The 1313-nt window shown below is 53.5% G+C and carries 1 protein-coding gene; it reads left to right on the forward strand.

All coding sequences use genetic code 11. The features are described 5' to 3' along the window. The first annotated feature begins 53 nt into the window (after nucleotides 1-53). A protein-coding gene (locus tag KW839_RS27280) for an IS3 family transposase (RefSeq protein ID WP_177408867.1) occupies nucleotides 54-1276 on the forward strand; the annotation gives its coding sequence in 2 pieces (ribosomal slippage) (nucleotides 54-405 and nucleotides 405-1276; 1224 coding nt in all). Nucleotides 1277-1313: the final 37 nt, after the last annotated feature.

Below are 1313 nucleotides of genomic sequence, written 5' to 3' on the forward strand. Positions count from 1 at the left end.
TGTCCCGTCCTGAATAAGGTTTACACCTTCTGACCTATTTTCAGGAGGGAGCAATGGATTCGGGGAAAAGGCGCAGTCAGCGCGATTACACGCTGGCTTTTAAATTGTCGGTGGTCGATCAGGTCGAAAAGGGCGAGTTGAGTTATAAAGAGGCTCAACGGCGCTATGGCATCCAGGGTCGGTCAACGGTGTTGGTGTGGTTACGCAAGCATGGTCGGCAGGATTGGAGCCAAGGCGCGTCTATTCGAGTGCTGAGGAAGAGTTCCATGGCCGAGTCCACGGTACCGCTGTCACCCGAGCAGCGGATCAAAGAGCTTGAAGAGCAGCTTGAACTGAGCAATCAAAAGGCTCAGTTTTTCGAGGCTGTCGTAAACGTCTTGAAGAACGACTACGGTGTATCCATCGTAAAAAAGCGACCCGGCAAGTCCTCGCGCAAGGGCAAGTCAAAGACCTGAGTATCAGCAGGGCTTGCCTGTTCATGGGCATTTCACGTCAGGCTTACTACAAGCGCAACCGAGCGTTTGATGCGAAGGCTAGCGACGATCAAAAGGTCGTGGATTTCGTCTTGGAAAAGCGGCGGCGCCAGCCAAGGCTGGGAACACGCAAGCTGCATTATATGCTGCATGCCGAAGCAGAAACGAGGCTGCGGGTGGGGCGCGATCGCCTGTTCAGCATCCTGCGAGAAGCGCGAGAATTGGTCCCTCGCAAGCGGGCATACCACAAGACTACCCACAGCCATCATCGATTTCGCCGCCATCCAAACCTACTCAAGGCAGGCCCGCAGCAAATCATTGCCTGTGCTCCTGAGCAAGTTTGGGTTGCGGATATAACCTATCTGCCTACCCAGGAGAGCGTTGCTTATCTGAGCCTGATCACCGACGCATACTCGCGTAAAATAGTGGGACATCATGTGCATGAGAGCTTGCATACAGAGTCGGTGCTCAAAGCGCTGAAGAAGGCTGTGGGAGGAAGGAAAACCAAGCAGCCGCTGGTTCATCACTCAGACCGTGGGGCCCAGTATTGCTCCGACCTTTATCAGCGTTTTCACACCAAACACGGGGTCATTTGTTCGATGACCGATGGCTATGACTGCTATCAGAACGCGATGGCGGAGCGAATAAACGGGATTTTGAAGACGGAGTTTTTGCTGCATCGCCCCAAGAACCTGGCCGACGCGGTGAGAATGGTTGATGAATCAGTGCTGATCTACAACGCGGAGCGGCCACATCTGGCCTTGAAATACAAAACGCCCGATGCGGTGCATCGGGCGTTTTGAGACTGAAACAGGTGTAAACCTATTTCAGGACTAGACA

It is taken from the genome of Pseudomonas sp. PDM31 (genome assembly GCF_019218965.1).
In the GTDB taxonomy this organism is placed as follows: Bacteria; Pseudomonadota; Gammaproteobacteria; order Pseudomonadales; family Pseudomonadaceae; genus Aquipseudomonas.